Source organism: Streptomyces sp. NPDC055506, assembly GCF_053643595.1.
In genome coordinates this window covers 69,290-93,955 of record NZ_JBSHKH010000013.1, presented here as the reverse complement: position 1 = coordinate 93,955, position 24,666 = coordinate 69,290, and the positions used below count along the sequence as shown (strand labels likewise).

Here is a 24,666-nt window from a genome sequence, read left to right as displayed (position 1 = left end):
GAGGTACCTCCACCCGGGTCCGGTCGTTGGGCTTCACGGGCGCGTCGCCCCGCTCCCCGGAGGACGCCCAAGAGCACGCCGCCCCTCGCCTCAGGTCCCGAAGGCACACACGCCCTGCGGCCGTTGCTCGACACCGTGCTCCAAGCGCTGGACACCGGCACCCGGGCGAGAGGCGGGCCGCTGCCGGCGGGCGGGCCGGACGCGGTCGCCGCGCGTCTGCGGGAGGCGGTGGGGGACGTCCTCCCCGACCAGGGCGACCCACATGCCCTACGCACCCTGGTCCATGCCTTCACCGAAGGCGCCGCCGACCCGGCCCACCCCCTGTGCGCGGCCCACCTCCACTGCCCACCCCTCGCCGCCGCCGCGGCAGCCGACCTCGCGGCCTCCGCCCTCAACCCGTCCCTGGACTCCTGGGACCAGGCCCCGGCGGCATCGGAGCTGGAGACGCTGGTGGCGGGAGTGCTGGCCACGGAGATCTACCCGCGCGGCGCGAACCCCGACTCCCTCGTCACCACCGGCGGCACCGAGTCCAACCAGCTCGCCCTGCTCCTCGCGCGGGAGGCGTGCGGCGGGGCCGTGCGGCTGGTCTGCGGGGACAACGCCCATCACTCCCTCGCGCGGGCCGCCTGGCTGCTCGGGCTGCCCGAACCCGTCGTACTGCCCGCCCCGGCCGGGGCACTCGACCCCGCCGCACTCGACGAGACCCTCACCCGCCTGCCCGGCCCGCTGCTCGTCGCCGCCACCGCGGGCACCACCGGCGCCGGTCTCATCGACCCGCTGCCCGAGATCGCCGCCCGCTGCGCGGCCCACGGCGCCCGGCTGCACATCGACGCCGCATACGGCGGAGGCCTCCTGTTCAGCCCGCGGCACCGCGCCGCGCTCACCGGGCTCGACGCCGCCCACACCGTCACCCTCGACCTGCACAAACTCGGCTGGCAGCCCATCGCCGCAGGCCTCCTCGCCGTCAAGGACCACCGCGACCTCACCGCCCTGCGGCAGCGCGCCGACTACCTCAACGCCGCCGACGACACCGAGGCCGGCCTGCCGGACCTGCTCGGCCGGTCCCTGCGCACCACCCGCCGCCCCGACGTCCTCAAACTCGCCGTCACCCTCAAGACCCTCGGCCGCGACGGCCTCGGCACACTCGTCGACCAGGTCTGCGCCCGGGCCCGGGAGTTCGCCGCCCTCGTCCACGACCACCCCGGCTTCACACTCCACGCCCCGCCCGCCATCAGCACGGTGCTGTTCCGGCCCGCGGGCGCCACCGACGCCGATGTGGCCGCCGTACGCCGCGCACTCCTCACCGACGGCCGCGCCGTCCTCGGCCGGACCCGTCTCGACGGCCGGCTCTGGCTCAAGGCCACCCTCCTCAACCCCGCCACCGGGCCCGACGACCTGGCCGCCCTGCTGCACCTCGTGGCAGCACGCCGCGCCACCCTCGTGGAAGGACACACCCCCCGATGAACCCCGCGCCCACCCCCGACCACGCCCCGACGCCCCACCGGCACCACGAGCCCGACGCACCCCGCGACCTCGTCGGCATCGGCATCGGCCCCGCCAACCTCTCCCTCGCCGCCCTCGCCCACCCGCTCGGCGAACTCGACACCGTCTTCTACGACCAGCGCCCCGCCTTCGGCTGGCACTCCGGCCTGCTCATCGAGGGCGCGACCATCCAGGTCCCGTTCCTCGCCGACCTGGTGAGCCTCGCCGACCCCACCAGCCCCTGGACCTTCCTCAACTACCTCAGATCCCGTGAGCGGCTCTTCCCCTTCTACTTCGCCGAGCGCTTCCACATCCAGCGCGCCGAGTACGACGCCTACTGCCGCTGGGTCGGCGAGAGCCTCCCGGACCTCCACTTCGGCCACCAGGTCGACGCCGTCCGCTGGAATCCCGAACGCGACATCTTCGAGGTCGACTTCACCCAGCTCGACGCCGACGGAGAAGCCGAGGCCCTCGGCCGCACCTACGCCCGCAACATCGTCCTCGGCATCGGCACCGAACCGCACGTCCCCGAACCCCTCAAGCCCCTCGCCCAAGCGCCCGGCGTCCCGGTCGTGCACGCCGCCGACTACCTCGACCACCGCGCCACCCTCCTCGCCGCCGAGCACGTCACGGTCGTGGGCATCGGACAGTCCGGCGCCGAGATCTTCCTCGACCTGCTACGGAACAGGCCGCCCGGCCGGGAGAAGCTCCACTGGCTGGGCCGCACGGAGTCCTTCGCGCCCATGGAGTACTCCAAGCTCGGCCTGGAGCACTTCACCCCCGACCACACCCGCTACTTCCACGCCCTGCCCGAGTCCGCCCGCGACCGGCTCATCACCGGCCAGTGGCAGCTGCACAAGGGCATCGACGCAGCCACCGTCGCCGCCATCCACGACGAGCTCTACCGCCGCACCCTGCACGGCGGCTGGCCCGACGCGGTCCTCACCCCCGGCGTCCACGTCCGCACCGCGGGCCGTGTCGCAACGACCAAGGTGGAACTGCACCTGGAGCACAACACGCAGGACAGCCGCTCCCGGCTCACCACCGACGCCGTCGTCCTCGCCACCGGCTACCACGAACGCCCCCTCGACCGCGTCCTCGCCGGCCTCGACCCCTACCTGCGCCGGGACAGCCGGGAACGCCCGCGCGTCGACGAGGAGTACCGCCTCGTCCTCGACCCGTCCGTCACCGGCACGGCGTACGTCCAGAACGCCGAGACCCACACCCACGGCGTCGGCGCCCCGGACCTCGGCCTCGCCGCCTGGCGCAGCGCGATCATCCTCAACTCCCTGACGGGCAGGGAGGCGTACGCCCTGCCGCGCCGCACCGCCTTCACCACCTTCGGCCTCACCCAGCGGCAGCAGGTCCCGCCGGCCCGGGAGGCACCGGCGCTGACCCCGCTGGTGGACCGAAGGTGATGAGGCTCAAGGCGCTCAGAAGACGGGCGTGCCGTTCCGCGTGAGCTTCCAGTTCACCGCAGCGAACTCGGCCGGGTCGACGGACCCCTTCGCCTTCACCCAGGCGATCATGGTGTTGCGGATCTCGTCCGAGTTCGACCACAGCAGCTGCGAGGCGGCGACATGCGGGAAGTTCCCGCCGCCGTTGGCCCGGTAGTTGTTCACCGCGAACACGAACTTCGCGTCGTCCGCGAGCGGCTGCCCCTCGAACCGCACGTTCGTCACCCGCGAACCGGCCGGCTTGGCGATGTCGATCTCATAGGCAAGACCGCTCACCACGTCGTAGTTGTAGTCCGGCGTGCCGTTCGCGTTCGTCAGCTTCGCCGGATCCACCTGCGCGTCCGGCGCCGTCTGCGTGAAGTAGTTCGCCGAGAACTCCAGATACGCCTTCATCTGCGCACCCGTCATCAGACGCGCCTCCAGCGTGTTCTCGAAGACGTACAGACCCGCCACGTCCCGGATCGTCACCTCGCCCGCCGGGATCCGGGCACTGCGCGAGAAGCACGCCGCCTGCGACAGCACCGGCAGCGAGGCGTGCTCCGTGCCCGCCAGCGCCTGCTTCACCGTGTCCGCCTGGATGTGGTTGATCAGGTCGATGATCGGCACGTCCTTGTACGGCGCCTCGGCCGACGTCATCTCCGCCGCGTTCGTGCCGATGACCTGGTTGACGTACGCCACGACCTTCTCGTGCTCGTCCGACAGCAGCCGGACGATCTTCCGGTCCTCCTCAACCGTGTTGGAGTTCAGGACCTTCGCGCCCACCTTCTCGACCTTCCAGCAGCCCTTCGCCCAGACCAGCTCGAAGTCGAACAGCGTCAGCCGCTGCCCCCACTTCAGCGGCTCGGACAGCACGACCTGCTTGCCGGTCTTCTTGTTGGTGACGAAGTACTCGGGGATCTCCGTGTGCGCGTGCCCGACCAGGATCGCGTCGATCCCCGGCACCTGCTCCGCCACCAGACCCGCCGCGTTCTCGATGTACGGCAGCTGGTCACCGTAGGACGACGTCCCCGACGAACCGCTGTGCGCCGAGACGATGACGACGTCCGCGCCCATCGAGCGCAGCTTCGGCACCCACTTCGCCGCCTGCTCCTCCAGACCCGGGAACGTCATCTTGCCCTGCACGTTCGCCTTGTCCCAGATCGCGATCCCCGGATTGGTCAGACCCAGCACCGCCACCTTCACATCCCGCCCGAACGGCGTGCGCAGCCGGTGCATGCTGTACGGCGCGAAGGCCGGCCGCAGCGTCTTGGCGTCGAGCGCGTTCGCGCCCAGCAGCGGGAAACGGCACTGCTGCTCGAACTTCCGCAGCACCGGAATACCGTAGTTGAACTCGTGGTTGCCGAGCGCGGCCGCGTCGTAGTCCATGGCGTTCATGGCCTGCGCCATCGGGTGCACCGGGCCGCCCTTGGCGGTGATCGGGTCGACCTTGGCGTAGTAGTACGACAGCTGCGTGCCCTGGATCGTGTCGCCCGCGTCGATGAGCAGCGTGTTGCGGCGGCCCTTCTCCTCGCGGATCCGGTTCACCAGGGTGGAGATCTTCGCCAGACCGATGTCGTTGTGGTCCTTGTCGTCGAACTCCTTGTCCGTGAAGTAGTCCCAGTTGAAGACATTGCCGTGCAGGTCCGTCGTCCCCATCACGGTGAACGCGTAGCGCTTCACGCCCCGCTTCGTCTCACCCCGCCCCTCGGCCGCCTGAGCACCCGGCGCCGTGACCGCACCGGCCAGCGCCACCCCCGCCCCGGTCACGGCGGACTTCCCCAGGAACTTCCGGCGGTTCAACGGCATGTCTGGCTCCCCTTGCGGAATCTGTGAACGACGCGCGTAGATAACGCGCGTAGATTCTGACCCGTTCATGACCGGCCGCAACAGCCCCGGCAGGTTGCGATTAGATGACTCAGCACACCCACTCCACGCCTCCGGCCAGCCAAGACATGACAGAGTGGGGCGTATGACCGCGCCCACCGGAGACGCTTCCCAGCCCGCCGTCCCCTACGGAACACCCGACGCTCCCCGCATCGCCGTCCGCGGCGAGGCCCGCCTCGAAGTCGACCCGGAGATCGCCCGCATCGGCATCACCGTCGCCGCCCGGGGCCGCGACCGCCGCTCCGCCCTCGACGACCTCACCCGCCGCAACACAGGCGTCCTCGACCTGGTCAAGTCCTACGGCGACGCCGTCGAACGCCTGGAGACCGGCGCCTTCTCCATCACGCCCGAACTCACCAAGCACGGGCGCGGCGAACGCATCCGCACCTACCACGGCCGCGTCCACGTCACCGCCGAACTCACCGACTTCACCGCCCTCGGCGAACTCACCACCCGACTCGCCGACCTCGAACTCACCCGCGTCGACGGCCCCTGGTGGGCCCTGCGCCCCGACTCGCCCGCCCACCGCGAGGCCAGGAAGAAGGCCGTACGGGAAGCCGTCCAGCGGGCCCGCGAGTACGCCGAGGCCCTCGACACCACCCTCTCCGCCCTGGTCGAACTCGCCGACATCGGCGCGGAGAACACCACGCCGCCCTACCCCCAGGCCCCCGGCCGCATGCGCTCCGCGGCCTACGCCGGCGCCGAGGACACCGCGGCGGCACCCCTGGACCTCGAACCCCAACGCCAACGGGTGCACGCCCAGATCAACGCCCGCTTCACGATGGTGCCGCCGCGGCTGTAACCGGATTTCCGAGGGGCCAATTCGAAGGTGCGACCGAGATTCCCAACGCTCATAGGAGCACCCCGCCGCACAATTCAACACTTGTCCATAACGCTTCATGCAAAGTGTGTTGAGCAGTCACCCGCGACCAATTCTCTACCAGCCGGTAACTCATAGGCTCACCCTTATGCGCCGAGCAAAGATCGTCTGCACACTGGGGCCCGCCACCGACTCGTACGACCAGATCAAAAGCCTGGTCGACGCCGGAATGGACGTCGCCCGATTCAACCTCAGCCACGGCGGCCACGCCGAGCACGAGGAGCGCTACCACCGGGTACGGAAGGCCGCCGACGAGACCGGCCGCAGCGTCGGCGTCCTCGCCGACCTTCAAGGCCCGAAAATCCGGCTCGGCCGCTTCACCGAAGGCCCCGTACTCCTTGAACGCGGCGACACCTTCACCATCACCGTAGAAGAAGGCGTCGAAGGCGACGGCCACATCTGCGGCACCACCTACGCCGGCCTCGCCGCCGACGTCACCCCCGGCGAACGCATCCTCGTCGACGACGGCAAGGTCTGCCTCGAAGTCACCGAGATCGACGGCCCCCGCGTCCACACGAAGGTCCTCGAAGGGGGCGTGATCTCCGACCACAAGGGCCTCAACCTCCCCGGCGTCGCCGTCTCCGTCCCCGCCCTCTCCAAGAAGGACGAGGACGACCTGCGCTGGGCCCTGCGCACCGGCGCCGACGTCATCGCCCTCTCCTTCGTCCGCAGCGGCCGCGACATCCAGGACGTCCACCGCATCATGGACGAGGAAGGCCGCCGCCTCCCCGTCATCGCCAAGGTCGAAAAACCCCAGGCCGTCGAGAACATCGAGGAAATCGTCGCCGCATTCGACGGCATCATGGTCGCGCGCGGAGACCTCGGCGTCGAAATGCCGCTGGAACAGGTCCCTATCGTCCAGAAGCGCGCGATCAAACTCTCGAAGCGCAACGCCAAACCCGTCATCGTCGCCACCCAGATGCTCGACTCGATGATCGACAACGCCCGACCGACGCGTGCGGAGGCATCGGACGTCGCCAACGCCGTCATCGACGGCACCGACGCGGTGATGCTGTCCGGCGAGACGAGCGTCGGCAAGCACCCCGTCGAAACGGTCCGCACGATGGCCCGCATCGTCGAAGCGGCGGAGGAGGACATCCTGGCGAAAGGCCTCCCGCCCCTCACCGAACGCAACAAGCCCCGCACCCAGGGCGGAGCGGTGGCCCGGGCGGCAGCCGAAATGGGCGACTTCCTCGGCGCGAAGTTCCTGGTCGCCTTCACCCAGTCCGGCGACACGGCCCGCCGCCTCTCCCGCTACCGCTCGCCCATTCCATTGCTGGCCTTCACTCCTGACCAGGCGACGCGCTCCCAGCTCAGCCTGACGTGGGGCGTGGAGACGTTCCTCGGCCCGTGCGTGGACTCCACGGACGCGATGGTCGACCAGGTCGACGAACTCCTCCTCAAGTACGGCCGCTGCCGCCCTGGCGACACGGTGGTCATCACGGCGGGCTCCCCTCCCGGCGTCTCCGGCTCGACCAACCTGGTCCGCGTCCACCACATCGCCGAGTAGCCCTCAGTACTTGGCCCCGACGTGGGCGTCCATGAGGGCTACGGAGGCTTTGCGGGCGACGGAGATGTTGAAGGGATCGCTCCCGCGGGCCAGCGTGCTCCACTCGACGCCCACGGTGTCGAGGGCGTCCGTGAAGAGCCTCCGGATGTCGTCGGACTTGTTGGAGAAGAGGTAGCGCGGGTATTCGTAGCGCTTGCGCTCACCTGCGACGATACGGGTCGTCCAGTTGGTGATCCGGCAGCCGTCGGAGTGGATGAGACCGCGGATGAACTCCCAGGGGTGGGCGTCGACGATGGCTTGCTGCCAAGGTTCGAGTGCGATGCGGCGTTCGTGTTTCTTGCCGGGGCCGTGCTGCGGGAACAGGTGCGGCCAGTGCCTGCTGTAGCTGACGACCGAGACATATCCCCGCGCTTGAGTGCGGTAGGCGCACCCGGTTGGGTTGATTGCACGCATCGCCATCTCGCACGCGTCGATCAGTCCAGGCCATGAGTTCGCGCACGCGATCCTCAGGTAGTGGCCGGTGCGAGGATGGCCGCTGATGCAGCCATCGCCGAGATAGAGGCCCAGTAAGTAGGCGTACGCGCACTCGTCGGTAGGGGGCCCGGCGTCGGGAGGCGCCAGTCGGGGGAGTGGCTCGACGCGGTCCTGCCAGGAACGGATCGCGGCCCGTGAGATGCCCGTTTCGCGGCTCACCGAGTTCAGACTGCGGCCCTGGGCCACCAGCGCGAGTGCTCGCTTGCGTGTACTGAGGTCGTACATGGGGCCACTGTGGGAGTGCGGCCACCGCGACACGCAGCAAAAAGCGGATGTTCACGAGAACGTGGACATCCGCTTGTAATGGTGACCTTGGAAAAGAAGGAAAAGTGCCCCGGGTCGGACTCGAACCGACACTGTATGGGTTTTGAATCCATTGCCTGCTGCCAATTGGGCTACCGGGGCCCAGGGAATCGAAGGATGACCTCGACCCACTGCCTGACCACCATACCGCAGCTAGGTACGCTCTTGGGAGCAGTACCGGTCTGCCCCGTACCAAGGAGCCCACGTGAGCGCCCCCGAGTCGCCCCAGCCTGTTGACGTGCCCGATGACGACAAGTCGCACGTGCCTCCGCTGACGACCCGTGTCGTCATCGCCGAGGACGAGGCCCTGATCCGGCTCGATCTCAAAGAGATGCTGGAGGAGGAGGGGTACACCGTCGTCGGCGAGGCCGGGGACGGGGAGCAGGCCGTCGAGCTGGCCCGTGAGCACCGGCCCGACCTCGTGATTCTCGATGTGAAGATGCCGAAGCTGGACGGTATCTCCGCGGCCGAGAAGATCGCCGAGGAGAGCATCGCGCCGGTGCTGATGCTGACCGCCTTCTCGCAGCGCGACCTCGTCGAGCGGGCCCGGGACGCCGGTGCGATGGCCTACCTGGTGAAGCCGTTCAGCAAGACCGACGTCGTGCCGGCGATCGAGATGGCCGTCTCGCGCTTCACGGAGCTGAAGGAGCTGGAGAAGGAGGTCGCGGACCTCACGCTGCGGCTGGAGACGCGCAAGCTGGTGGACCGGGCGAAGTCGATCCTGCAGACGGAGTACGGGCTGACGGAGCCGAACGCGTTCCGGTGGATCCAGAAGACGTCGATGGACCGGCGCATGTCGATGCAGCAGGTCGCGGAGGCGGTCATCGAGGACGCCGAGGAGAAGAAGTCCAACAAGGGCTGATCACGGTCACCCGAAACGAATGAGGCCCGCTCCCCTCCTGGGGTCGCGGGCCTCATCGTGTCCAGCCTTCGTCAGTCCTCGCCGAGGTACGCCTTGCGGACGGACTCGTCGTGCAGCAGGTCCTGCCCCGTGCCGGAGAGGACGATGTTGCCGACCTCCATGACATGGCCGTGGTCGGCCAGGGAGAGCGCTGCCTGGGCGTTCTGCTCGACGAGGAGGATCGTCGTGCCCTGGGACTTGAGCTCGGAGATCGTCGCCATGATCTTCTGCATCATGATCGGGGAGAGGCCCATGGAGGGCTCGTCGAGCATGAGCAGCTTCGGCTGGGACATCAGGGCGCGGCCCATGGCGAGCATCTGCTGCTCGCCGCCCGACAGGGTTCCCGCCGCCTGCTTGCGGCGTTCGCCCAGGATGGGGAAGAGGTCGTAGGCGCGCTGGATGTCCTTTTCGATGCCTTCCTTGTCCTTGCGGAGGAACGCTCCGAGCTGGAGGTTCTCCGCGATGGTGAGGCGCGGGAAGATGTGCCGGCCTTCGGGGGAGTGGGCGAGGCCGAGGGCGACGATCTTGTGGGCGGGGACTCCGCTCAGCGGCTTGCCGTCGAAGAGGACCTTCCCGGACGTCGGCCGCAGCAGGCCCGACAGTGTGCGCAGGGTGGTCGTCTTGCCGGCGCCGTTGGTGCCGATGAGGGTGACGACCTGGCCGGCTTCGACGCTGAAGGAGATGCCTTTGACGGCTTCGATCTTGCCGTAGGAGACCCGGAGGTCTTCGACCTCGAGGAGTGCGGTCACTTGGCTTCTCCCTTGGTGCTGCTGGTGGTGCTGGGTGCTGCTTCCGCGGCGGCTTCGGCGGCTTCGACCTCAGCGGCTTCGGCTTCGCCGGGGTCGCCTTCGAAGGGTTCGCCGAGGTAGGCGGCGATGACGCGTTCGTCGGCCTGGACGACTTCGGAGGTGCCCTCGACGAGCTTCTCGCCCTGGACGAGGACGGCGACGCGGTCGCTCAGGTTGAAGACGAAGCGCATGTCGTGCTCGATGAGGAGGACGGCGATGCCCTTGTCGCGGATGGCGAAGACCAGTTCCTCGGTCGCCCGGGTCTCCTGGGGGTTCATGCCGGCGGTCGGCTCGTCCAGGAGCAGCAGACCGGGCTCGCTTGCCATCGCTCGCGCGATCTCCAGCTTGCGCTGCTCGCCGTAGGGGAGGTTGCGCGCCAGGTGGTCGCGCTTGTGGGCGAGGCCGATGAACTCGAGGAGTTCCATGGCTCGTTCCTCGCTGGCGCGTTCGGCCTTCTTGAAGCCGGGGCCGCGCAGCAGGGCGGACCAGAGTCCTTCCTTGGTCCGCGTGTGGCGGCCGACGAGGACGTTTTCCAGGACCGTCATGTTGGCGAACAGGCGGATGTTCTGGAAGGTGCGGGCGATGCCGGCCTGGGTGACCAGGTGGGGCTTGGGCGGCAGGACGGTGCCCTTGTAGGAGACGGTGCCCTCGGTGGGGACGTAGAGGCCGGTCAGGCAGTTGAAGAAGGTGGTCTTGCCGGCGCCGTTGGGGCCGATGAGTCCGACGATCTCGCCGGCGTTGACCGTGAAGTCGACGGAGCGGACGGCGGTGAGGCCGCCGAAGCGCATCGTGACGTCGCGTGCTTCGAGTACAGGTGTGGTCATGATTCTTACGCCCCCGCCTTGGTGACGGCCGGTTCGTCGGTCAGCGTGGTCTGTTTCGGTACGTCGAGTTGGCCGGTCTCGTGGAATTCGAGCTGGCGCCGGCGGTTGGCGATGATGCCTTCGGGGCGGAAGCGCATGAGCAGGATGAGCGCGACACCGAAGGCGAGGAGCGACTTGTCCTGGAGGAACACCAGCTTCTCGGGCAGCAGGTAGAGCAGGGCCGCGCCGAGCAGGGGACCGGCGACGGTGCCCATGCCGCCGAGGACGACCGCGGCCAGGAGGAACGCGGAGTTGGGCGGGGTGGAGCCGGCGAACTGGTACGGCGTGGGAACCACGCTGTAGGTGACGTGGGCGCTGACGGTGCCGGCGAGGCCGGCCAGGGCGGCGCCGAGGGCGAAGGCGATGAGCTTGACGCGGAAGCCGTTGATGCCCATGGCGGTGGCGGCGGTCTCGTCCTCGCGGATGGCGATCCAGGAGCGGCCGATGCGGGAGTCCGCGGCGCGCGTGTAGACGAGGACCACGATGGCCATGATCAGCACCATCAGCAGGTAGTAGTTGGCGAAGCGGCCGAGGGTGAATCCGCCGATGTCGTGCGCTTGGCCGAAGTTGAACCCGAAGAGGTTCAGGTCCGGGATGGAGGGGATGCCGTTGGGCCCGTTGGTGACGTCGGGTCCGGAGTCGCCGTCCATGTTGTTGACGGCGATGCGGAAGATCTCACCGAAGCCGAGGGTGACGATGGCGAGGTAGTCGCCGCGCAGGCGCAGGGTCGGGGCGCCGATGAGGACGCCGAAGACCAGGGAGGCGGCGGCGCCGGCCAGGGCGGAGGCCCAGAACGGCAGGTGGACGCCGGAGATGGTGGAGAACTCGGAGCCGGAGACCAGGGCGGCGGTGTAGGCGCCGACGCCGAGGAAGGCGACGTATCCGAGGTCGAGGAGGCCGGCGAGGCCGACGACGATGTTCAGGCCGAGGGCGACCGTCCCGAAGATCAGGATGTTGACGCCGATGTTGGCGTAGTGGTCGTCGGTCTGGGTGAAGGGGAAGGCGATGGCGGCCGCGAAGCCCATGGCGAGGGTGAAGCTGCGGTTGCCGGCGACCAGGTGGGAGAACCGGTCCATGAGGCCGGCGGTGTGCACGGCCCACATGGCGAAGGTGACCACGAAGAGGTAGCCGATGAAGAGTTCGCCGTACTCGGTGTCGATGCCGTAGGTGAAGACACCGAGGCCGATGATCGTGACGACCGTGATGACGGCCCGCTGGACCCAGGGCGCGGTGGCCTGGGGGGCGGGGATGCGGTCGGGCTTGGCGATGTAGGCCTTGAGGGCCGCCTTGGTGCCGTCGGCGCCGGTCTTCTCCTGGGGGAGGGCGAAGGCGCCGAGGACGGGCAGCAGGGAGGCGATGGCCGCGATCCAGCCGCCGGGTTCGAGGTTGACGACGCCGCCGAGTTTGGCGCTGATGGCGATGACGGTGAACCAGGTGACGGCGAAGCCGCCGAGGGCGGTGAGGACGAGCGGTGCGTTGTTACGGGCGGGCAGCAGCCAGCCGAGTCCGCGGATGCCGTAGGAGGCGAGGGCGAACAGGGCGGTGAGGATGCCGGCGGTGAAGGTGAGCCACTGCAGGCCGCCGGGGTAGCCGTTGATGGTGAGGTCGCCGGGGAACTCGTCGGTCCAGGTCCAGGCGAGGTACGCGGAGGCGGTGGTGGCGATGCCGCCGGCGAGGAGCAGGGCGCGGGCGGCCGTGGTGGGCAGCGGGATGAGACCGCGCAGAGCGGGCGTCGGGGTGGGGACGGCGTCCGGGGTGGGGGTCTTGGTCGTCTCGGTCATGTCGTCACGCCCTGTCCGCGACGCGCTCGCCGAGCAGGCCCTGTGGCCGGAACAGGAGCACGAGGATGAGGAGGCAGAAGGCCCAGACGTTGGCCCAGCTCTGACCGCCCAGCTGCTGCATGCCGGGGATCTCGTCGATGTAGGCCGAGGCGAGGGTTTCGGCGATGCCGAGGACGACGCCGCCGAGCATGGCGCCGTAGATGTTGCCGATTCCGCCGAGGACGGCCGCGGTGAAGGCCTTCAGGCCCATCAGGAAGCCCATGCGGTAGTCGACGTTGCCGTACTTGAGTCCGTAGGCGACGGCCGCGACGGCGGCGAAGAAACCGCCGATGGCGAAGGCGATGACGATGATGCGGTTGGTGTCGATGCCCATGAGCTGCGCGGTGTCGGGGTCCTGCGCGGTGGCCTGCATGGCGCGGCCGGTGCGGCTGCGGCGCACGAAGATCGCGAGGGCGGCCATACAGACGACGGCGGCCAGGATCAGGAAGATGTCGGCGTCCTTGATGGTGATGGAGCCGATGTCGTGGGTGGCGTCGAGCCCGGGGAAGGCGCGGGCGCGGTCGGCGCCGGGGTAGAAGTTGCGGACGACTTCCTGGAGGGCCAGGGAGAGGCCGATGGCGGTGATGAGCGGTGCCAGGCGTGGTGCTCCGCGCAGTGGCCGGTAGGCGAACCGTTCCGCTCCGACGGCTATGAGGATGGCCACGAGGGCGCCGCCGAGGAGCATGAGCGGTACGGCGAGGGCCATCGAGGTGCCGTCGGGCAGGATGTAGAAGTAGACCGTGAGGGCGCCGAACGCCCCGGTCATGAAGATCTCGCCGTGCGCGAAGTTGATGAGCTGGACGATGCCGTACACCATCGTGTAGCCGATGGCGATCAGCCCGTACATCGAGCCGAGAAGCAGCCCGTTGGCCAGCTGCTGCGGCAGGGTGTTCACCGCATGGCCTCCATGTCGCTGGTGGTCGTGTGCACTGGATGTGTGCGTGGTCGTGTGCTGTGGGGGGTGTGGAAACGGGCCGCGCGGTCGGGGTCTTCCTTCCGCGCGGCCCGTGGTGCGGCGTTGTGGCGGGCCGACTACTTCAGGTCGGCGGTGCCGGTCTCCACGTCCTTCCAGGCACCCTTCTCGACCTGGTAGACCGTCAGCTGCTTGTTGGTGGTGTCGCCGTACTCGTCGAAGGAGATCTTGCCGGTGAGGCCTTCGAAGTCGGACTTCTGGACACCGTCGACGACCTTGGAGCGGAGGTCGTTGATGTCGGTGGGCACCTTGCCGCCGTTGGCGTCGGCCGCGGCCTTGACGGCCTTGATGATGGCGGTGGTGGCGTCGTAGGCGTAGGCGCCGTAGGCGCCGTAGTCGCCCTTGTACCCCTTGTCCTTGTACGTCTGGATGAACTGCTTGGCGGCGGGCAGGGTGTCGGCGGGGACACCGATGGCGGTCGCGAGGTCGCCCTCGGAGGACTTGCCGGCGGCCTCGATGTAGGTGGAGGCGAACATGCCGTCGCCGCCGAACAGCGGGATCTTGGCGCCGGTGTCCTTGAGCTGCTTGGTGATCAGCGCGGACTCGTCGTACTGGCCGCCGTAGTAGACCAGGTCGGCACCGGAGTTCTTGATCTTCGTGGCGAGCGAGCCGAAGTCCTTGTCACCGGTGTTGACGTGGTCTGTGGCGACGACCTTGCCGCCCATCTTCTTGTACTGCTCGGCGAAGATCTTCGCGAGGCCGGCGCCGTAGGTCTGCTTGTCGTCGACGACGAAGGCCTTCTTCTTCTTGAGGCCGTTGTACGCGTAGCCGGCGGCGAAGCTGCCCTGCAGTTCGTCGGTGGTGGCGGTGCGGAAGTACGTCTTGTAGGGACGCTTCTTGTCCGTCTGCCAGTTCTTGCCCTGGGTCAGCTCGGGGTTGGTGTTGGCCGGGGAGATCTGGACCATGTTGGCCGAGGCGAACACCTGCTGCATCGTCTGGGCGACGCCGGAGTTCAGCGGGCCGACGGCGCCGACGGCGGTCTTGTCGCCGACGATGCTGGTGGCGTTGGACTGGCCGGTGGCGGGCTGCGCCTTGTCGTCCAGGGCCTTGAGCTTGAACTTCACGCCCGGGACCCAGTTGTTCTTGTTGGCGTCGTCGACGGCAATCTGGGCGCCGTACTGGATGCCGAGGCCGGTGGTGGAGTTCTCACCGGACAGGGGGGCGTCGACGCCGATGGTCAGCGTGGTGCCGCCGCTGTCTCCGCTCTTGTCGCCGCTGTCGTCTCGGGACCCGCAGGCGGTGAGAGTCAGAGCTCCGGTCGTCAGAACGGAGGTAAGAATCACCAAGGAACGCTGTCGCACGATCAGTCCTTTCACAGGCAGGCCCGCCCTTGGTCGGGGGGTAGTGCCGCGCTGGTACCGAACTCCCGATGGAGCGGTGACTGGCCGTGACTCTAAGCCCGGGGTCAGGGCAGGGTCAGCGGCGCGGGCTCGCTTGTGACTTTCTTGTTATGACGTCGTGGATGCCCGGTCTCGGCAGCGGACCCTCTCGGCGGGTTTGGCCGACTTTCTCCGAAGTCCGCATTCTGAGAACCCGCACTTCCGGTTGGCCATGGCCGAGATCGTGCGGTCGGCGTGGCGTGGGCGGCATCGGCAGGGTTCCGGGGGTGGGCGGGGTCGAAGAGGGGGTCGCGGTGTTGTATTGCGCGCGCGTTACGGAGCGTTACGTCAAGAAAGCGGCGACCCGTGTCCAGGGAGAGTTCCGAACAATTGGAAACAGTTAATTCCAGGGTGCTGCCGCGGGCGAACCGGAACCCGCCTGTTTCGACGGGGGAGTTGAAGGGTCCGGTTGTGTGTCTGCGCGCGGACGCCGCCGCGTGGGTGTTCCCTCGCGGCGGCGTCGAGCCGAATCGTGTCGTACGGCCGGATCAGCGTGCGGCGCGGATCAGTGCCTCGTCGCCCGGATTCACGTCGCGCAGCATGCAGGTGAGTCGGGCGGTACACACCCTTTTGTTGTTTTCGTCCGTGATGACGATTTCATAGGTGGCGGTCGAGCGTCCCCGGTGCACGGGTGTGGCCACGCCGGTGACGAGGCCCGAGCGTGCCCCGCGGTGGTGGGTGCAGTTCAGGTCGACGCCCACGGCGATCTTGGAGCTGCCGCCGTGCAGCATGGACCCGACCGAGCCGAGCGTCTCGGCCAGTACCGCGGAGGCCCCGCCGTGCAGCAGTCCGTAGGGCTGGGTGTTGCCCTCCACCGGCATCGTCCCGACCACCCGGTCCGCCGACGCCTCGAGGATCTGGACGCCCATCCGCGTCCCGAGGTGGCCCGCGGAGAACAGGGCCAGGAGGTCCACGCCGAGCGCGGCGTACTCGTCGATGACCTCTTGCGGGAACTTCACATGCTGCTGCTCACCCATGGGGCCGGGCTCCGTTCGTCCTGGTCACTGCGGCTGCCTCCGTGACTGAGCAAACGCTCAGTCGGTGGCCGATTGTTCCAGACGCACCACGACGGACTTGCTGGCCGGGGTGTTGCTGGTGTCCGCGGTGGCGTCCAGCGGTACCAGCACGTTGGTCTCCGGGTAGTACGCGGCGGCGCAGCCCCGGGCCGTCGGATAGTGCACGACCCGGAAGCCCGGCGCCCGGCGCTCCACACCGTCCTTCCACTCGCTGACCAGGTCGACGTAGGAGCCGTCCGCCAGCCTCAGCTTCCGCGCGTCCTCGGGGTTGACCAGCACCACCCGGCGGCCGTTCCTGATGCCCCGGTAGCGGTCGTCGAGGCCGTAGATCGTGGTGTTGTACTGGTCGTGCGAGCGCAGCGTCTGGAGCAGCAGGCGGCCCTCGGGCAGCTCCGGGAACTCCACGGGCGCGGCGGTGAAGTTGGCCTTGCCGGTGGCGGTGGGGAAGCGGCGCTCGTCACGCGGTGCGTGGGGGAGTGCGAAGCCGCCGGCCGATCCCGTCACGCGCGCGTTGAAGTCCTGGAAGCCGGGGATGACGCGCGCGATCCGGTCCCGGATCGTCGCGTAGTCCTTCTCGAACTCCTCCCAGGGCGTGGAGCTGTTCTCGCCCAGCACACCGCGGGCCAGCCGGCAGACGATGGCCGGCTCGGACAGCAGGTGCGCGCTCGCCGGCTCCAGCCGGCCCCGGGAGGCGTGCACCATGCCCATCGAGTCCTCGACCGTCACGAACTGCTCGCCGCTGCCCTGGAGGTCGCGTTCGGTACGGCCGAGCGTCGGGAGGATCAGGGCACGCGCGCCCGTGATCACATGCGAGCGGTTCAGCTTCGTCGACACGTGCACGGTCAGCCGGGCCCGCCGCATCGCCGCCTCGGTGACCTCCGTGTCGGGGGACGCCGAGACGAAGTTGCCGCCCATGGCGAAGAAGACCTTCGCCTCGCCGTCGCGCAGGGCGCGGATGGCGCGTACGACGTCGTAGCCGTGCTCGCGCGGCGGCGCGAAGCCGAACTCCTTCTCCAGGGCGTCCAGGAACGCCGGGGCGGGGCGCTCGAAGATGCCCATCGTGCGGTCGCCCTGCACGTTCGAATGGCCGCGCACCGGGCAGACGCCCGCGCCCGGGCGGCCGATGTTGCCGCGCAGGAGGAGGAAGTTGACCACTTCCCTGATCGTGGGGACCGAGTGCTTGTGCTGGGTGAGGCCCATCGCCCAGCACACGATGGTGCGCTCGGAGGCGAGGACCATGCGCAGGGCGTCCTCGATCTCCTTGCGGGTCAGCCCGGTGGCCGCGAGCGTCTCGTCCCAGTCGGCGGCGCGGGCGGCCTCGGCGAACTCCTCGTAGCCATGGGTGTGGTCCCGGACGAACGCCTCGTCGACTGCGCCCTCCCTCTCGAGGATCAGCTTGTTGAGGAGGCGGAAGAGGGCCTGGTCGCCGCCGATGCGGATCTGCAGGAACAGGTCGGTGAGGGAGGCGCCCTTGAGCATGCCCTGCGGGGTCTGCGGGTTCTTGAAGCGCTCCAGGCCCGCCTCGGGCAGCGGGTTGACGCTGATGATCTTCGCGCCGTTGGTCTTGGCCTTCTCCAGCGCGGACAGCATGCGCGGGTGGTTGGTGCCCGGGTTCTGTCCCGCGACGATGATCAGGTCGGCCTTGTACAGGTCCTCCAGCAGGACGCTGCCCTTGCCGATGCCGATCGTCTCCGAAAGGGCCGAGCCGGACGACTCGTGGCACATGTTCGAGCAGTCGGGGAGGTTGTTCGTGCCGAGCTCGCGGGCGAACAGCTGATAGAGGAACGCGGCCTCGTTGCTGGTGCGCCCGGAGGTGTAGAAGACGGCCTCGTCGGGGGAGGCGAGGGCGGTGACCTCCTCGGCGATGATGCCGAAGGCGCGCTCCCAGCTGACCGGCTCGTAGTGCGTGCCCCCTTCGGGCAGGTACATGGGATGGGTGAGGCGCCCCTGCTGTCCCAGCCAGTAGCCGCTGCGGCCGAAGAGATCGGCGACCGGGTGTGCGGCGAAGAACTCGGGCGTGACCCGGCGCAGCGTGGCCTCCTCGGCGACCGCCTTCGCGCCGTTCTCGCAGAACTCCGCCTTGTGCCGGTGCTCCGGCTCGGGCCAGGCGCAGCCCGGGCAGTCGAAGCCGTCCTTCTGGTTCACGCTCAGCAGCGTCAGCGCGGTGCGCTTCACGCCCATCTGCTGCTGGGCCATGCGCAGCGTGTGCCCGATCGCGGGGAGGCCCGCTGCCGCGTGCTTCGGCCCGGCGACCTGCGGCGCGTCCTGAACCGGATCACTCTTGGGCGGCTTCGTGGCCATCGCACGCTCCCCTTACTGCGCTGTGAGACAGGTCTCCGATCGTCGCACGGGATGCTGACACCGAGTGGGGGCGGGGTTGGAGCGAGGCCCCGACCCGGTGCCGGCGGTCGGGCTCGGAGCCGGAGGGCGGGGCTCGGAGCCGGGGGCGGGGCCGAGTGTCAGTGGGGCGTGGCAGGATCGGGGGCGTGGCAGAGACAGCATCGAAGACGACCGACAAGACCTCCGGCGGCAGCCGCCCGCGACTGATGCTCATGGACGGGCACTCGCTGGCCTACCGCGCGTTCTTCGCGCTGCCCGCGGAGAACTTCACCACCGCGACGGGCCAGCCGACGAACGCGATCTACGGTTTCGCGTCGATGCTGGCCAACACGCTGCGCGACGAGGAGCCCACGCACTTCGCGGTCGCCTTCGACGTCTCCCGCAAGACCTGGCGGTCCCAGGAGTTCACGGAGTACAAGGCGAACCGCTCCAAGACCCCGGACGAGTTCAAGGGCCAGGTCGAGCTGATCGGCGAGCTCCTCGACGCGATGGGCGCCGCCCGCTTCGCCGTGGACGGCTTCGAGGCGGACGATGTGATCGCCACCCTCGCCACCCAGGCCGAGGCCGAGGGCTTCGAGGTGCTGATCGTCACCGGCGACCGTGACTCCTTCCAGCTGGTCAGCGAGCACACCACGGTGCTGTACCCGACCAAGGGCGTCTCCGAGCTCACCCGCTTCACCCCGGAGAAGGTATTCGAGAAGTACGGGTTGACGCCCGCGCAGTACCCCGACTTCGCGGCCCTGCGCGGTGACCCCTCCGACAACCTCCCCGGCATCCCCGGCGTCGGCGAGAAGACCGCCGCGAAGTGGATCAACCAGTTCGGCTCCTTCGCGGACCTCGTCGAGCGCGTCGAGGAGGTCAAGGGCAAGGCCGGCCAGAACCTCCGCGACCACCTCGAGGCGGTCAAGCTCAACCGCCGGCTCACCGAACTGGAGCGCCGGGTGGAGCTCCCCAAGGGCGTCACCGACCTGGAGCGGGCCCCCTACGACCGCACGGCCGTCGCGGTGGTCCTGGACACCCTGGAGATCCGCAACCCCTCGCTGCGCGAGCGGCTCTTCGCCGTCGACCCCGGCGCCGAGGAGGCCCAGACCACCCCGGTCAGCACGGAGGGCGTGCAGCTGGACGGCACGGTGCTCGGCACCGGCGAGCTGACCGGCTGGCTCACCGAGCACGCCACCCAGCCCCTCGGCATCGCCACGGTCGACACCTGGGCGCTCGGCACCGGCTCGGTCGCCGAGGTCGCGCTCGCCGCGCCCGGCGGACCGGCCGCCTGGTTCGACCCCTCCCAGCTGGACGAGGCCGACGAGAGGGCCTTCGCGGCCTGGCTCGCCGACGCCGACCGGCCCAAGACCTTCCACAACGCCAAGGGCGCCATGCGGGTCTTCGCCGAGCACGGCTGGAGCGTCGAGGGCGTGCGCATGGACACCGCGCTCGCCGCCTACCTGGTCAAGCCGGGCCGCCGCTCCTTCGACCTGGACGCGCTGTCCCTGGAGTACCTGCACCGCGAGCTGACCCCCGCCGCCGCTGCCGACGGCCAGCTCGCCTTCGGCGCGGACGAGGGCGCCGAGGCCGAGGCCCTGATGATCCAGGCCCGCGCCGTCCTCGACCTGGGCCAGGCCTTCGAGGGCCGCCTGGAGGAGGTCGGCGCCGCCGATCTCCTGCGCGACATGGAGCTGCCCACCTCCGCGCTGCTCGCCCGCATGGAGCGGCACGGCATCGCGGCCGACCGGGCCCACCTGGAGGCCATGGAGCAGATGTTCGCCGGCGCCGTCCAGCAGGCGGTGAAGGAGGCGCACGCGGCGGCCGGGCACGAGTTCAACCTGGGCTCGCCCAAGCAGCTCCAGGAGGTCCTCTTCGGCGAGCTGGCCCTGCCCAAGACGAAGCGCACGAAGACCGGCTACACCACGGACGCCGACGCCCTCGCCTGGCTCGCGGGCCAGACGGACAACGAGCTGCCGGTGATCATGCTCCGCCACCGCGAGCAGGCCAAGCTCCGCGTCACCGTCGAGGGCCTGATCAAGACGATCGCCGCGGACGGCCGGATCCACACCACCTTCAACCAGACGGTCGCCGCCACCGGCCGGCTGTCCTCGACGGACCCGAACCTGCAGAACATCCCGGTCCGCACCGACGAGGGCCGCGCCATCCGCCGCGGCTTCGTCGTCGGCGAGGGCTTCGAGTCCCTGATGACGGCCGACTACAGCCAGATCGAACTGCGCGTGATGGCCCACCTCTCCGAGGACGAGGGCCTGATCGAGGCCTTCACCTCGGGCGAGGACCTGCACACCACGGCCGCCTCCCAGGTCTTCGCGGTCGAGCCGACCGCGGTGGACGCCGAGATGCGCCGCAAGATCAAGGCCATGTCGTACGGCCTGGCCTACGGACTGTCCGCCTTCGGCCTCTCCCAGCAGCTGAACATCGAGGCGGCGGAGGCCCGCGCCCTGATGGACGCGTACTTCGAGCGGTTCGGCGGCGTACGGGACTATCTGCGCCGCGCGGTCGACGAGGCCCGGGCGACGGGCTACACGGCGACGCTGTTCGGGCGCCGCCGCTACCTCCCGGACCTCAACAGCGACAACCGCCAGCGTCGTGAGGCGGCGGAGCGGATGGCCCTCAACGCGCCCATCCAGGGCACGGCGGCCGACATCGTGAAGATCGCCATGCTCAAGGTGGACGGCGCGCTGAAGGAGGCCGGACTGGAGTCCCGGATGCTGCTCCAGGTGCACGACGAAGTCGTGCTGGAGATCGCCCCGGGCGAGCGTGCGGCAGCCGAGGAACTCGTCCGCCGCGAGATGGCGAACGCGGTTCACCTCCGCGTCCCGCTGGGCGTCTCGGTGGGCGCGGGAGCGGACTGGGAGTCGGCGGCGCACTAGCGCCGCGCTGCTTGGGCCGGGCCGGGCTGGGCAGGGCAGGGAGCAGGGGCGGGGCGGTGCTGCGGGGCCGGGGCTCGTGGGTCGCCGGAGAAAGCCGCCGCAGCTTCGTCCCGCCTCCGCCGACGTATCGGCCCTGGCCCCGATCCCATCCGGGCACCCGCCCCAACCGGGCCCGGCCGCCCCCGGGCCCACCCACACCAGAACCATCACTCGCGTGGCCCCCGTGAAGGCGCCCCCGCCCCTGACCGTCGCAAGGATGCGGGCATGGGTATACGCACGCTCCTCGGCCGCACGGCACCAGGCCTGGCACTTCCGCCGGTCCGGGTCCACGCGGCCGACGCAAGCACGCTCCGCGTCCCCGCGACCCTCGCCACGGCCCTGCGCCGGACGACGGCGGATTTCCGTAACCGCCTGGCCTTCGGACGTCGGCCCACCGACCCCGCCGGCCTGCCTACTACGCTCTCGGAGACCGGCGACCTGCCCGGCAGTCCCGAGGCACCCGGTGAAACCGGCAGAGCCACCCCCCGCCGGGCCTGGGCCGACCGGGCCCGCGGCTATCTGAGCCTCGTCCTCACCCTGCTCCCACGGCCACGCCCCGCGCACACCACCATCACGGTGTACATCGCGACCACCGAGCCTCTCAGCGAGCGGCCGGACGGCTCTGCTCCGTATCGCCGGCACGGCCAGGACCGCCGGGGGCCGGAACCGGGCGCCGCGCCCTGACGACCACGGCGTACAGCAGCAGCGCCGGGACGAGCCCCGCCCCCGCGCCGAAGCACACCGTGGGAATGATCTCCCACGGCTTCGCGGCCGACCCCCAGTAGGCCCACCACCGCGCCGCCCGCTGCACCGCCCCCAGCAGCGCGAAGCCGCCGATCACGGCACCGGCCGCCCAGCGGTCCCGTGCCGCCAGCACGGGGATCCCCAACGGCTCACGCACCGGCGCCCGTCGCAGCGCACGCACCACGAACACGGCGATCACCGCAGCGGCCACCGCCGAACCGCCGTACTGCAGGTACCAGTACAGCGGCGAGCCCGCCACCTCACGGCCCAGCACCGGAAACAGCCGCATCCCCCACCGGTCGAGGTGCGTGAAGGCGTCCCACACGACGTGTGTCAGCGCGCCGAGCACCGCCGACACGTACCACCGCACCACCAGGGAGGGCGACACACGCGTGCGTGGCGCCCCGCATCGCACCAGGCCCGCCACCCGCCCCTGCCGAGCCCGCGGCAGCAGCGCCACCAGCGGCTCGCGCATCAGCAGCCAGAGCCCCACCAGCGCCCAGGCGATGAGCACATCGACCGTGAACACCCCCGGGAACGCGTGCGTGACGTCACCGAACTCCATCGCCCCGGACAGCACACTCGCCGCGTAGTAGGTCATGTCGGGCGCGAAGGAACCCGCCACGAGGACGGCGGGCACCAGCGGGCCCCGGCCCGTCCCGTCGGTGCGTACGGCAGGCAGTACGGCTGCCGCGTGGCTCAGCGTGAACGGCAACTCTGCTCCTCGTGACGGTCGTTGCCAGACGATCGGACCGCCCAGTATGCGGGATGCCGAACACTTGCCGCCCGCCACGCTCGCCGCATGACCAACCGGTGAATATCGGGCACGAACGGGTGCCCGAGCAAAGCAAGTTGCCGTAGGGTCGCCAGGGTCACCGTGCCGTGGCGAGAGACATGCCAGTCGGAGGGCAACCACTCGGGCCGGTCGATCGTCACAACAGAGCGAACGCAACAGAAGTGCGCGAACGCAACAGAAGCGCGCGACAGGCAGAGACGGACGCCGGTGCGTCCACGGGAGGGGTTCACTCTATGGCGGCGCAATTCGGCAGGAGGCTGCGCAAGGGGGCGGCAACCACCGCCGTGGCCGCGGTAGCGGTCGCGGCGCTGTCCGCCTCCCAGGCTCCGGGCGTGAACGACCACGGCAGACAGACCGCGGCGGACGCCACGCCCTCACCCGACGCGAGTGCCTCCGAGGGCAGCGCCACCGGCAACTCGCCGTACTACACGGACCTGCCGCCGCTCAAGAGCCCGAACCCGTCCCCGAGCACCGGAACCGGCCCCGCGGCCCCCGGCGCCACCGAGGCGGGCATCCCCGCGACCGTCCTCGACGCCTACAAGAAGGCCGAGACCGCGCTGAACGAGGCCAAGCCGGGCTGCAACCTGCCCTGGCAACTCCTCGCCGCCATCGGCAAGGTGGAGTCGGGCCAGGCCCGCGGCGGCCGCGTCGCCGCCGACGGCACGACCCTCTCGCCCATCCTCGGCCCGCAGCTCGACGGCAACGGCTTCGCCCTCATCAGGGACACCGACGACGGCGCCTACGACGGCAACAGCTCCTACGACCAGGCCGTCGGCCCCATGCAGTTCATCCCGTCCACCTGGGCGTGGGCGGGCCGCGACGGCAACGACGACGGCAAGAAGGACCCCAACAACATCTACGACGCGGCACTCGCCGCGGGCGATTACCTGTGCCGCAACAACTGGGACCTGTCCGACCAGAACGACCTCGACCGGGCGATCCTCAGCTACAACAACTCGCGGGAGTACCTGAACCTGGTCATGCGCTGGGTGGAGTACTACCGCAAGGGCACGCACGAGATCCCCGACGGCACCGGCACGCTGCCCGACAACCGCAGCGACGACGGTGCCGGGGCTAGCACTTCGCCCTCCTCGCCGGCCACGCCGAACACACCGAACACGCCGTCTCCGGGCGGTTCGAAGCCCAAGCCCAGCCCCAAGCCGGAGAGCCCCGGCGGCGGCTCGACGACCCCGAAGCCGCCCACCGACCCCGGCGGCACCCCCACCCCGCCCCCCTCGACGCCTCCCACGAACACCGACACGGTGGACCACCTGGAGGACGCGGGCACGGCGAAGCTCACCGCCATGGCCGGCGACGCGTTCACCAAGCGGATCAGCACCCGCGCCGAGACGAAGGCCGGCAAGGCCGTCGGCAAGGTCAGGGTCCGCTTCACGATCATCGGCGACACGGACACCACCTTCACCGGCGGCGAGAGTGTGGCCACGGTCGCCACCAACAGCTCTGGCGTCGCCGTCGCTCCCGCTCTCCAGGCGGGGGAAAAGACGGGCAAGGTCACCGTCCGCGCCACCGTCGTGGGACGCACGGTCGCCGGCCTCGACTACACCGCCACCGTCACCGAACGCGCCGCCGACGCCCTCGCCCGCACCGGTGACGCCGCACTGACCTGCATCCCCGGCGGCGAGTTCGCCGACCGAGTCGAGGTGAAGGCCACGTACAAGGGGGCCGTCGCCGACGGCGTCGCGGCCACCGCCACACTGATCAAGTCGGCGGACGATCCGACCGCCGCCGACAAGGGCCCCTACTTCAAGGACGCCGACGGCAAGGCCGTCCGCACCCTGAAGGCCCTGAAGACGGACGCGAAGGGCCTGCTGAAGCTGCCGAAGCTCTACGCGGACGACACCACCGGCACGTTCCTGCTCCGCATCAACACCGCGGGCGGAGCGACACTCACCGTCGAACTGACCGTGGCGGCGGCCGAGACGTCCTCGCCGAGCCCGTCCACGAGCCCTTCGGCGAGTCCCAGCGCGTAGCTCTCAAGTAGTACGGACGACGCCCCTCCTCAAGGAGGGGCGTCGTTGTGTGTGCAACGTGTTCTCATCTCCGCCGCGCGTTGCTACGGTGCCGAGAAACCTGACGGTGTATCA

18 protein-coding genes and 1 tRNA gene are annotated in these 24,666 nt (G+C 69.7%); 8 read left to right on the top strand and 11 right to left on the bottom strand.

The window, feature by feature from the left end; genetic code table 11:
- Nucleotides 1–123: 123 nt before the first annotated feature.
- Both ACWIF2_RS08150 and ACWIF2_RS08145 read left to right on the top strand, forming a co-directional pair.
- Complete coding sequence (locus tag ACWIF2_RS08150) at nt 124–1,464, top strand: pyridoxal phosphate-dependent decarboxylase family protein (protein ID WP_454359295.1); 1,341 nt, start codon at nt 124–126, stop codon at nt 1,462–1,464.
- Complete coding sequence (locus tag ACWIF2_RS08145; protein WP_454359293.1) at nt 1,461–2,900, top strand: lysine N(6)-hydroxylase/L-ornithine N(5)-oxygenase family protein; 1,440 nt, start codon at nt 1,461–1,463, stop codon at nt 2,898–2,900. Before ACWIF2_RS08150 ends, ACWIF2_RS08145 begins: the two co-directional genes overlap by 4 nt.
- A 15-nt stretch (nt 2,901–2,915) precedes the next feature.
- Here ACWIF2_RS08145 and ACWIF2_RS08140 read toward each other — a convergent pair whose 3' ends face one another.
- Nucleotides 2,916–4,724, bottom strand: a complete 1,809-nt coding sequence (locus ACWIF2_RS08140; RefSeq protein WP_454359292.1) for a bifunctional metallophosphatase/5'-nucleotidase — start codon at nt 4,722–4,724, stop codon at nt 2,916–2,918.
- Nucleotides 4,725–4,887: 163 nt separating this feature from the next.
- Here ACWIF2_RS08140 and ACWIF2_RS08135 point away from each other — a divergent pair, with 163 nt between their 5' ends.
- Nucleotides 4,888–5,604: an SIMPL domain-containing protein gene (locus ACWIF2_RS08135; RefSeq protein WP_454359290.1), complete on the top strand. Its 717-nt coding sequence runs from the start codon at nt 4,888–4,890 to the stop codon at nt 5,602–5,604.
- A gap of 166 nt (nt 5,605–5,770) precedes the next feature.
- Nucleotides 5,771–7,192, top strand: a complete 1,422-nt coding sequence (pyk, locus tag ACWIF2_RS08130) for a pyruvate kinase (RefSeq protein ID WP_454359288.1) — start codon at nt 5,771–5,773, stop codon at nt 7,190–7,192.
- A gap of 3 nt (nt 7,193–7,195) precedes the next feature.
- Here the strand turns inward: pyk and ACWIF2_RS08125 are convergent, their stop codons facing one another.
- Both ACWIF2_RS08125 and ACWIF2_RS08120 read right to left on the bottom strand, forming a co-directional pair.
- Entirely contained in the window at nt 7,196–7,951 is a 756-nt protein-coding gene (locus tag ACWIF2_RS08125) for a transcriptional regulator (protein WP_454359286.1), read from the bottom strand.
- Between the two features lie 105 nt (nt 7,952–8,056).
- A tRNA-Leu gene (locus ACWIF2_RS08120) sits at nt 8,057–8,131 on the bottom strand.
- Between the two features lie 103 nt (nt 8,132–8,234).
- Between ACWIF2_RS08120 and ACWIF2_RS08115 the strand changes: the two genes are divergently transcribed.
- Entirely contained in the window at nt 8,235–8,891 is a 657-nt protein-coding gene (locus ACWIF2_RS08115; protein ID WP_454359285.1) for an ANTAR domain-containing response regulator, read from the top strand.
- A gap of 71 nt (nt 8,892–8,962) precedes the next feature.
- Here the strand turns inward: ACWIF2_RS08115 and ACWIF2_RS08110 are convergent, their stop codons facing one another.
- The 7 genes from ACWIF2_RS08110 to ACWIF2_RS08080 form a co-directional block, all read right to left on the bottom strand.
- Nucleotides 8,963–9,679, bottom strand: coding sequence for an ABC transporter ATP-binding protein (locus ACWIF2_RS08110; protein WP_215122116.1), 717 nt, complete (start codon nt 9,677–9,679; stop codon nt 8,963–8,965).
- Nucleotides 9,676–10,542, bottom strand: a complete 867-nt coding sequence (locus ACWIF2_RS08105) for an ABC transporter ATP-binding protein (protein WP_454359283.1) — start codon at nt 10,540–10,542, stop codon at nt 9,676–9,678. Before ACWIF2_RS08105 ends, ACWIF2_RS08110 begins: the two co-directional genes overlap by 4 nt.
- A gap of 5 nt (nt 10,543–10,547) precedes the next feature.
- On the bottom strand, nt 10,548–12,362 hold the full coding sequence (locus ACWIF2_RS08100; protein WP_454359282.1) for a branched-chain amino acid ABC transporter permease: 1,815 nt from the start codon (nt 12,360–12,362) through the stop codon (nt 10,548–10,550).
- A gap of 4 nt (nt 12,363–12,366) precedes the next feature.
- Nucleotides 12,367–13,296, bottom strand: a complete 930-nt coding sequence (locus ACWIF2_RS08095) for a branched-chain amino acid ABC transporter permease (protein WP_382498929.1) — start codon at nt 13,294–13,296, stop codon at nt 12,367–12,369.
- Nucleotides 13,297–13,433: 137 nt separating this feature from the next.
- Nucleotides 13,434–14,660, bottom strand: coding sequence for a branched-chain amino acid ABC transporter substrate-binding protein (locus ACWIF2_RS08090; RefSeq protein ID WP_454359299.1), 1,227 nt, complete (start codon nt 14,658–14,660; stop codon nt 13,434–13,436).
- 581 nt (nt 14,661–15,241) lie between these two features.
- Nucleotides 15,242–15,730 carry a PaaI family thioesterase gene (locus ACWIF2_RS08085; protein ID WP_454359281.1) on the bottom strand — a complete coding sequence of 163 codons (489 nt, stop codon included), beginning with the start codon at nt 15,728–15,730 and terminating at the stop codon, nt 15,242–15,244.
- Between the two features lie 57 nt (nt 15,731–15,787).
- Complete coding sequence (locus ACWIF2_RS08080) at nt 15,788–18,070, bottom strand: FdhF/YdeP family oxidoreductase (RefSeq protein ID WP_454359279.1); 2,283 nt, start codon at nt 18,068–18,070, stop codon at nt 15,788–15,790.
- A 185-nt stretch (nt 18,071–18,255) separates the two neighbouring features.
- On the opposite strand from ACWIF2_RS08080, the gene polA reads away from it, so the two are divergent.
- Both polA and ACWIF2_RS08070 read left to right on the top strand, forming a co-directional pair.
- Nucleotides 18,256–20,982, top strand: a complete 2,727-nt coding sequence (gene polA / locus ACWIF2_RS08075) for a DNA polymerase I (protein WP_454359278.1) — start codon at nt 18,256–18,258, stop codon at nt 20,980–20,982.
- 264 nt (nt 20,983–21,246) lie between these two features.
- On the top strand, nt 21,247–21,705 hold the full coding sequence (locus tag ACWIF2_RS08070) for a hypothetical protein (RefSeq protein ID WP_454359277.1): 459 nt from the start codon (nt 21,247–21,249) through the stop codon (nt 21,703–21,705).
- Here the strand turns inward: ACWIF2_RS08070 and ACWIF2_RS08065 are convergent.
- Nucleotides 21,623–22,480 (bottom strand): DUF4184 family protein, encoded by an 858-nt coding sequence (locus tag ACWIF2_RS08065; RefSeq protein WP_454359275.1) that lies wholly within the window; start codon nt 22,478–22,480, stop codon nt 21,623–21,625. The two genes, ACWIF2_RS08070 and ACWIF2_RS08065, sit on opposite strands and share 83 nt — an antisense overlap.
- Nucleotides 22,481–22,794: 314 nt before the next feature.
- Between ACWIF2_RS08065 and ACWIF2_RS08060 the strand changes: the two genes are divergently transcribed.
- Nucleotides 22,795–24,552 (top strand): lytic transglycosylase domain-containing protein, encoded by a 1,758-nt coding sequence (locus tag ACWIF2_RS08060; protein ID WP_454359274.1) that lies wholly within the window; start codon nt 22,795–22,797, stop codon nt 24,550–24,552.
- Nucleotides 24,553–24,666 lie beyond the last annotated feature (114 nt).

Excerpts from the sequence above, each read along its gene's own strand:
- ACWIF2_RS08060 (WP_454359274.1), top strand. The coding sequence starts at position 22,795 with ATGGCGGCGCAATTCGGCAGGAGGCTGCGCAAGGGGGCGGCAACCACC.
- ACWIF2_RS08105 (WP_454359283.1), bottom strand. The coding sequence starts at position 10,542 with ATGACCACACCTGTACTCGAAGCACGCGACGTCACGATGCGCTTCGGC.
- ACWIF2_RS08085 (WP_454359281.1), bottom strand. The coding sequence starts at position 15,730 with ATGGGTGAGCAGCAGCATGTGAAGTTCCCGCAAGAGGTCATCGACGAG.
- pyk (WP_454359288.1), top strand. The coding sequence starts at position 5,771 with ATGCGCCGAGCAAAGATCGTCTGCACACTGGGGCCCGCCACCGACTCG.
- ACWIF2_RS08080 (WP_454359279.1), bottom strand. The coding sequence starts at position 18,070 with ATGGCCACGAAGCCGCCCAAGAGTGATCCGGTTCAGGACGCGCCGCAG.
- ACWIF2_RS08125 (WP_454359286.1), bottom strand. The coding sequence starts at position 7,951 with ATGTACGACCTCAGTACACGCAAGCGAGCACTCGCGCTGGTGGCCCAG.
- ACWIF2_RS08100 (WP_454359282.1), bottom strand. The coding sequence starts at position 12,362 with ATGACCGAGACGACCAAGACCCCCACCCCGGACGCCGTCCCCACCCCG.
- ACWIF2_RS08070 (WP_454359277.1), top strand. The coding sequence starts at position 21,247 with ATGGGTATACGCACGCTCCTCGGCCGCACGGCACCAGGCCTGGCACTT.
- ACWIF2_RS08140 (WP_454359292.1), bottom strand. The coding sequence starts at position 4,724 with ATGCCGTTGAACCGCCGGAAGTTCCTGGGGAAGTCCGCCGTGACCGGG.
- ACWIF2_RS08145 (WP_454359293.1), top strand. The coding sequence starts at position 1,461 with ATGAACCCCGCGCCCACCCCCGACCACGCCCCGACGCCCCACCGGCAC.
- ACWIF2_RS08135 (WP_454359290.1), top strand. The coding sequence starts at position 4,888 with ATGACCGCGCCCACCGGAGACGCTTCCCAGCCCGCCGTCCCCTACGGA.